Below are 1,808 nucleotides of genomic sequence, written 5' to 3'. Positions count from 1 at the left end.
CAAGCGCCTGGTGGCCTACCTGTGCGGCGAGCCGACCAGCGCCGAACAACTGCGTAGCGAGCTGCTCAAGCACTTGCCCGAATACATGGTGCCAAGCGCGTTTGTGCATCTCGACGCCCTGCCCCTGACCGCCAACGGCAAACTCGACCGCCGCGCCCTGCCCGCGCCGGGCCTGGAATCCCTGGCCAGCAAAACCTACGAAGCACCACAAGGGGCCACCGAAATCGCCATCGCCGGGATCTGGCAGTCTTTGCTCGGGCTGGATCAGGTCGGGCGCCACGACGGCTTCCTCGAACTCGGCGGCCACTCGCTGCTGACCGTGCAGTTGCAAGCGCGCCTTCATCAGGACCTTGGCGTCGAGATCGACCTGCGGTCGCTGTTTGCCCAGACCTCGCTAAGCGAACTGGCGCAGTCCGTCGAACAGGCCAATCAATCAACGGTCGAGGCGATCAGCCTGGTTTCCCGCGATCAGGCCTTGCCGCTCTCCCTGGCCCAACAACGCCTGTGGTTCCTCGATCAACTGGACCACGCCGCCAGCGTCGCCTATCACATGCCTGCCGCGCTGCACCTGCGTGGCAACCTGGATCGAAGCGCACTGCAACGCGCCCTGGACCGCATCGTCGCCCGTCACGAAAGCCTGCGCACCACTTTCGAGCGCCATAACGGCGAAGTCCGCCAACAGTTCGCCGCGGCCAACATTGGCTTCGCCCTCAGCGAACATGACCTGCAATCCTTGGCCGTCGATGCTCGGCAAACCGCGGTCGAGCAACTGACCCAAGCCGAAGCCCGCGAGGCTTTCGACCTGAGCCAAGGCCCGTTGATTCGCGGCCGTTTGCTGCGCCTGGCCGAAGACGAGCACATTTTGCTGGTCACCCAACACCACATCGTCTCCGACGGTTGGTCGGTGGCGGTGTTGATCGGTGAGTTCAACGCGCTCTACGCCGCGTTCTGCCAAGGTCTCGACGACCCACTGCCGGCCTTGACGCTGCAATACGCCGACTACGCCACGTGGCAGCAACAGCACCTGCAAGGCCAGCGCCTGCAGGCCCAGACCGATTTCTGGAAAAGCCATCTCGACGGCGCCCCGGCATTGCTGGAACTGCCCACCGACCATACCCGGCCACAGGTGCAAACCTATCGTGGAGCGACGTTGCCGCTGACACTGCCGGCACCGTTGAGCGCCCGGCTGCGCAGCGTCAGCCAGCAACAAGGACTGACACCGTTCATGACCTTGCTCGGCGCCTGGTCGATCCTGCTCTCGCGCCTGAGCAATCAGCCAGAAGTAGTGGTCGGCACCCCGGTCGCCAACCGTCCACGCCGCGAAACCGAGGCGTTGATCGGCTTCTTCGTCAACACCCTGGCCCTGCGCATCAACGTTCAGGCCCACAGCCGCGTCGATCAACTGCTGGCAGCCATCAAGGCCAGCGCACTGGATGCCTACAGCCATCAAGACTTGCCGTTCGAGCAGGTCGTCGAAGTGCTGCAACCGGAACGCAGCCTCGGCCACAGCCCGTTGTTCCAGGCGATGCTGGTGCTCGGCAATACCCCACAGGATCAAGCCCTGGCATTGCCAGGCTTGAGCCTGACACCGCTGCCCCAGGCCACCGGCACCACGCAGTTCGACGTCAGCCTGTCGCTCAACGACGATGGCGACATCATCAGTGGCCAGTTCGAATACGCCACCGACCTGTTCGATGAAAGCACCATCGTGCGTTGGAGCCGGCATTTGCTGCACCTGCTGGATGCCATGCTCGACGACGTCGCGCAGCCGTTGGCGACCTTGCCGTTGCTGGATAACCAACAACGTC

At 63.8% G+C, this 1,808-nt stretch carries 1 protein-coding gene; it reads left to right on the top strand.

Features of this window, described 5'->3' with window-relative positions; genetic code table 11:
• Positions 1-1,808, top strand: a 1,808-nt coding sequence (locus GIR22_RS25720) for a condensation domain-containing protein (RefSeq protein ID WP_246208490.1), incomplete at both ends; no start/stop codon positions are given.

This window comes from Pseudomonas karstica (genome assembly GCF_009707515.1).
GTDB lineage: Bacteria > Pseudomonadota > Gammaproteobacteria > Pseudomonadales > Pseudomonadaceae > Aquipseudomonas > Aquipseudomonas karstica.
The sequence above is the reverse complement of the archived record's forward strand: the minus strand, read 5'-3'. Positions and strand labels throughout refer to the sequence as shown.